The organism is Mesorhizobium sp. M7A.F.Ca.CA.001.08.2.1, from assembly GCF_003998455.1.
Classification (GTDB): Bacteria; Pseudomonadota; Alphaproteobacteria; order Rhizobiales; family Rhizobiaceae; genus Mesorhizobium; species Mesorhizobium ciceri.
This window is the reverse complement of record NZ_RZPW01000389.1, coordinates 1-5,770: the sequence shown is the minus strand read 5'-3', so window position 1 is coordinate 5,770 and position 5,770 is coordinate 1. Positions and strand designations below refer to the sequence as shown.

General features: G+C 63.1%; 6 protein-coding genes. 1 reads left to right on the top strand and 5 read right to left on the bottom strand.

Features of this window, described 5'->3' with window-relative positions; all coding sequences use genetic code 11:
• Window positions 1-84 precede the first annotated feature (84 nt).
• The 4 genes from EN914_RS21550 to EN914_RS21535 form a co-directional block, all read right to left on the bottom strand.
• Window positions 85-483 (bottom strand): hypothetical protein, encoded by a 399-nt coding sequence (locus tag EN914_RS21550; protein WP_024503380.1) that lies wholly within the window; start codon window positions 481-483, stop codon window positions 85-87.
• A 64-nt stretch (window positions 484-547) separates the two neighbouring features.
• Window positions 548-1,936 carry a chromate efflux transporter gene (chrA, locus tag EN914_RS21545; RefSeq protein ID WP_024503379.1) on the bottom strand — a complete coding sequence of 463 codons (1,389 nt, stop codon included), beginning with the start codon at window positions 1,934-1,936 and terminating at the stop codon, window positions 548-550.
• Window positions 1,933-2,751, bottom strand: a complete 819-nt coding sequence (locus tag EN914_RS21540; protein ID WP_024503378.1) for a chromate resistance protein ChrB domain-containing protein — start codon at window positions 2,749-2,751, stop codon at window positions 1,933-1,935. Before EN914_RS21540 ends, chrA begins: the two co-directional genes overlap by 4 nt.
• A 215-nt stretch (window positions 2,752-2,966) precedes the next feature.
• A complete protein-coding gene (locus EN914_RS21535) occupies window positions 2,967-4,772 on the bottom strand; it encodes an IlvD/Edd family dehydratase (protein ID WP_013528004.1) in 1,806 nt (601 codons plus the stop codon).
• Window positions 4,773-4,918: 146 nt separating this feature from the next.
• Between EN914_RS21535 and EN914_RS21530 the strand changes: the two genes are divergently transcribed.
• On the top strand, window positions 4,919-5,371 hold the full coding sequence (locus tag EN914_RS21530; RefSeq protein ID WP_013528005.1) for a carbon monoxide dehydrogenase subunit G: 453 nt from the start codon (window positions 4,919-4,921) through the stop codon (window positions 5,369-5,371).
• A gap of 30 nt (window positions 5,372-5,401) precedes the next feature.
• Here EN914_RS21530 and EN914_RS21525 read toward each other — a convergent pair.
• The coding region (locus tag EN914_RS21525; protein ID WP_164778836.1) for a P-loop NTPase at window positions 5,402-5,770 on the bottom strand (369 nt) is incomplete at its 5' end.

The following is a 5,770-nucleotide window of genomic DNA, read 5'->3' as shown; positions in this document are numbered from 1 at the left end:
GTTTTGACGCAATTCTAGACGGAAAACCGCTCACACTTTTCCTAGAATTGCTCTAGGAGAATCAGGCAGATCTTGCCTTTCGCGTCATTCCGCGCTGAGCCCGTATCGGTCGACGACTTCGGGGTTGATGAGCTTGGCATGCAGCGTCATCAGCACGATCTGCGCGTCGAGGCTGTCACCGGCTTCAAGCGCCGCCTCGATGCGGCGCTCGGCTCCCAGCGTCCGCTCATGGCCATTGGCTTGCTCGAAGGTTTCGGGACCCGCGATGCAATAGCTGCATAATTGTGCCACCGACGCATAGGTGCCCGGTGGCGGCTCGTCGGGCCAGCGATCCTTCATGAGATTGACGAGGGTAAGCTTCACGCCCTCCGGCACAAGGGCTGGATGCAGATCGGCGCCGCGCAATGCATCGTCGAGCTGCCTCAAGTCGCCCGAACGGCCGAACATTCCGAGAAAGCCGAGGGAAGATCGCCGTCCGGCCATGATGTTTCCTTCCATTTCCAGCCCACTTAGGTGGTGGGCAAGCGGATTGCAAAGGCGGTGCTGTCTAACCAGCCGCCGCCAGCAAGATCCCTGCAAGGGCGGATAGCGCGAGTGTCGGCAGCATGCCGACTTTCAGCTTCAGGATGGCGACCATGGCGGCCACGGAAAGCAAGGCCGCGCGCCAGTCGATCGACGAAAGCACCGGCACGTTCATGCCAAGGCCCGTCGCGCGCACCTCACGGAAGATGACGTGCAAGGCAAACCATAGGGCCAGATTCATAATTACCCCGACAACGGCGGCGGTGATCGCGCCCAGTGCGGCCGACAGTGCCTTGTTGCCGCGCAAGGCCTCGATGTAGGGCGCACCGAGGAATATCCAGAAGAAGCAAGGCGTGAACGTCACCCACAGAGTGAGCAAAGCCCCCAGCGATCCGGCAACCAACGGGTCCAGCGAGCCGGAATGGCGGAACGCGGCGATGAAGCCGACGAACTGCAGCACCAGGATGAGCGGCCCTGGCGTCGTTTCGGCGAGCCCAAGGCCATCGACCATTTCACCCGGCGCCAGCCAGCCGAAGGACTGGACGGCTGCCTGTGCGACATAAGCGAGGACCGCATAGGCGCCACCGAAGGTGACGACAGCCATGAGACTGAAGAACCGGCCTATCTCGGTCCAGACGCTTGCAGAGCCGGTGAACCACCAGATCAAAAGAACAGGCCCGAGCCAGAGCGGCAGCCAGATGGCGACGGTGCGCGGTGCATGCCATCTGGTCGGTTTGACATGGGCCAGTTCGCCACGCTCGAACATCAGGTCGACCGCTCCCTTGAAGTCGGCAACATCGTCCTTGCCATGGGCCGAGCCGGAAAACAGGGCGGGAGCAATGCGATCCCCCAGCCATCCCGTCAGGCCGGCTAGCAGGACGATGAGCGGAAAGGGCACATTCAACGCATAGATGGCGATGAACGCCGCGACCGCGATCGACACCATGACCCGGTTCTTGAGGGCACGCCGGCTGATCCGGACCACCGCCTCGACGACAATGGCAAGCACAGCCGCCTTGACCCCGAAAAACAGCGCCGCGACAAGCGGCACGTCGCCATAGAGGACGTAGAGGCTGCTCAAGGCGAGCATGACGAGCGCGCCCGGCAAGACGAACAGGATGCCGGCGACAAGGCCGCCGGCCGTCCTGTGCAGCAGCCAACCGATGTAGATGGCGAGTTGCTGGGCTTCCGGGCCAGGCAGCAACATGCAGTAGTTCAGCGCGTGCAGGAAACGCCGCTCACCGATCCAGCGCCGCTCCTCGACCAGTTCCTTGTGCATCAGCGCGATCTGCCCGGCCGGACCGCCAAAGCTGAGCAATCCGATTTTCGCCCAGACCTTCACGGCCTCGGTGAAGGTCGGTGCAGCCGGCACCGGGACGGTTCCCGCCTTATTGTCCGGGACAAGAGCGGTCACGACGGCTTACCCGCAGCCGGCCAGTTGTGCGTTTCTTCGGTGGCGTCGCGACACCAGCGGAAGAACGCGTCGTAGAGCAGCATGCCTGCTTCCAGTTGTTCCAGATCGTCGCGGTACATACGCGACAGACCAAGCGAGGCAACCAGAAAGCCGGCCGCCTGAGGCACCAGGTCAAGGCTTGCAGTGTCGGCCGCCCGCACGATTGCAGCGAGGCGATCGAGCGCCGCGGATTCCAGCCCGAACTCCTCGATCATCGTGTCGAAGGTGCAGCGCTCGCCGCGATGGCTCCAGAACACATTGTCGATGTCGAACGGCACGGCCTGAAAGCGGTCGGCAACAGCCAACACTTCAGCGGGTTCGACGAACAGGAACACCGCGTCGGGGTCGACGAAACGCCGGATCAGCCACGGGCAAGCGATGCGGTCGACCTTCGGGCGCGATCGCGTCACCCAGACGGTGGCGCCCTTTTCATTGCGTGGCGGCATCTTGGCGGTGCGGGCCAGAAGCCCGCCGGCATCGCGCCAGGCTTCAAAGCCGCCTTCGAGAGATTCAGCTGATATCCCCTCATGGCGCAGCCATGCGGCCACGCCTTGCGAGAGCTTTTGCCCCCTCTGGCAAACGACGGCCACTGGCTTGCCGGCGAACGTGGCCGCCCAGCTTGAAACGGTTTTGAAATCGCGACGGCACGACGCCGGCAACAGCCGCGGATCGGCGTCGAAATCTTCATCTATGCGAACATCGACAATGACTGGGGCGCCCGGCAGACCTATGAGCCGGGACAATTGCGGTACGGTGATAGCGGTTGTTGACGGCATGGCGTCCACCTCCTGAAAAGAGAAGCTTGGACGCGAACGTTGGGCTGACGCCTCACGGGGTCGTCGCGATGCACCCCTTGTCATGATGGTGGATTTGTTGGGCGCGCTTGTCAAGGACGGTGGCCGTTCTCGACCTACCCGGCAGCGATGCAACACGCTGACCGGAAAACCGACGGCGGCCTGATTTGATCAAGCCGCCATCCGTCGATCCAGAATCAATGATTGTCCCTGGGGACACCGCTGGTGTGCGCGACATCCTGGTATTTCACCGCCGGCTTCAGCACCATTCCCTCCGAAAACTGCGCGACCATACCGCGCTGGATCTCCTGCCAGGGCGTCTGGTGCTCGGGATAGTGGAAGCCGCCATTGTTCTGCAGTTCGGCGCGGCGCCGGGTGATCTCGTCGTCGGTGACGAGGATGTCGGCCGTGCCCTTGCGCAAGTCGATGCGGACCCGGTCGCCCGTCTTGAGCAGCGCCAGTCCGCCGCCGATCGCCGCTTCCGGCGAGGCGTTGAGGATCGACGGCGAACCCGACGTGCCCGACTGGCGGCCGTCCCCGATGCAGGCGAGCGCGTGGATGCCCTTCTTGATGAGATAGGCCGGCGGCTGCATGTTGACGACCTCGGCACCGCCGGGATAGCCGACCGGGCCGGCGCCGCGCATGAACAGGATGGTGTGTTCGTCGATGCCTTGCGCCGGGTCGTCGATGCGGGCGTGGTAATCCTCCGGCCCGTCGAAAACCATGGCGTTGCCTTCGAAAGCCTCGGGATCCCTAGGATTGGACAGATAGCGTTCGCGAAACTCGGGCGAGATGCCGCTGGTCTTCATGATCGCCGAATCGAACAGATTGCCCCTGAGATTGATGAAGCCGGCATTGGCCTTCAGCGGCTTGGCGACAGAGCGGATGACGTCGGGGTTTTCGTTGGCGACGCCCTCGCTATTCTCGCCGATCGACTTGCCGTTGACGGTGCGTGCGCCGGGATGCGGCAACAGGTCGCCCTTCATCAGTTCGGCAATGACCGCCGGCACGCCGCCGGCATGATGGTAGTCCTCGCCAAGATATTCGCCCGTCGGCTGCAAATTGACCAGCAGCGGCACATTGAGGCCGACCGTCTGCCAGTCGTCATTGTCGAGCTTGACACCAAGGTGGCGGGCGATGGCATTGAGGTGGATCGGCGCGTTGGTTGAGCCGCCAATGGCCGAATTGACGACGATGGCGTTCTCGAAAGCCTCTCTCGTCATGATGTCGGACGGCTTCAGATCCTCATGCACCATCTCGACGATGCGTTTTCCGGTCTCATAGGAAATCTGGCCACGCTCGCGGTAGGGCGCGGGAATGGCGGCCGAGCCCGGCAACTGCATGCCAAGCGCCTCGGCCAGCGAGTTCATCGTGGTGGCGGTGCCCATGGTGTTGCAATAGCCGGTGGACGGCGCCGACGAGGCGACGATGTCCATGAACTCGTCATAATCGATCTCGCCGGCCGACAGGCGCTGGCGTGATTCCCAGACGATGGTACCGGAGCCGGTGCGCTTGCCCTTGTGCCAGCCATTGAGCATCGGCCCGACCGACAGCGCGATCGCCGGAATGTTGACGGTGGCCGCTGCCATCAGCAGCGCCGGCGTCGTCTTGTCGCAACCGATGGTCAGCACGACGCCATCGAGCGGGTAGCCGTAAAGCACCTCGACCAGGCTGAGGTAGGCAAGGTTGCGGTCGAGCGCTGCGGTCGGCCGCTTGCCGGTCTCCTGGATCGGATGGCAGGGGAACTCGAACGGAATACCGCCCATCGAGACGATGCCTTCGCGCACACGCTTGGCCAGTTCGATATGATGACGGTTGCAGGGCGACAGATCCGAGCCGGTCTGGGCGATGCCGATCAGCGGCTTGCCGGACATCAGTTCGGCGCGCGTCAGGCCGTAATTGAGATAGCGCTCGAGATAGAGAGCCGTCATGCCCGGATTGTCGGGATTGTCGAACCACTCCTGCGAGCGAAATTTTTTCTTATGGGTGGGGGCGCCTGCCATCATGGTCTCCGTATTTGTAAGACAAATCGATATGGCAACGCGCGGGAGCAGGCAAGAGGGCGTGCGGTCGCAACCGGACTTTGGTGCGATAGACACGCCCCAAGCCGTGCGTTACGGGTTCGGACAGTCTTGTCCGGGAGGTTTTCATGGCTTTGGTGATCGAAGGCGAGGAGCGCATTGCCGCACCGCTGCAAAAAGTGTGGGAAGCGCTGAACGATCCCGAGGTCTTGAAGGCGACCATTCCCGGTTGCCAGAGCCTGGAGATGAAGTCGCCGACCGAGATGGCGGCAACCGTGGTGGTGAAGATCGGACCGATCAAGGCGACGTTCAACGGCGAAGTGACGCTGAAGAACCTGAAGCCGCCGCACTCCTACACCATCCAGGGCGAAGGCAAGGGCGGCATTGCAGGCTTCGCCAAGGGTGGCGCCGACGTGACGCTGACGGCAGATGGACCCGACGCCACGATATTGAACTACGCGGCCAAGGCCGATGTCGGCGGCAAGATCGCCCAGCTCGGCAGCCGGCTGATCGAATCGACCTCGAAGAAACTGGCCGGACAGTTTTTTTCCAGCTTCGGCGAGAAGGTCGGCGCGGCCTAGGCTGCAGAGCGGCGGCGGCTGCCGAACAAGCTACTCGAAAACAATACTCGGCACCGCCGCTGCCGCAGCACCACGCTCTTCGTTAACCCGGTCCCAGACCTTCGAGGCGATGTCGCGGTAGATTTTCGCCTCGGCGCCGTCGGGCTTGGAGACGACAACCGGCGTGCCGGCATCCGAGCTTTCGCGAATGCCCATCTCGAGCGGCACCTCGCCGAGGAAGGTGACGCCAAGGCGCTCGGCCTCGCGCCGCGCCCCGCCATGACCGAAGATGTCGTAGCGCTTGCCGGTGTCCGGGGCGATGAAATAGCTCATGTTCTCGACGATGCCGAGCAGCGGCACGTCGACCTTCTTGAACATGTTGAGGCCTTTTCGCGCGTCGATCAGGGCCAGGTCCTGCGG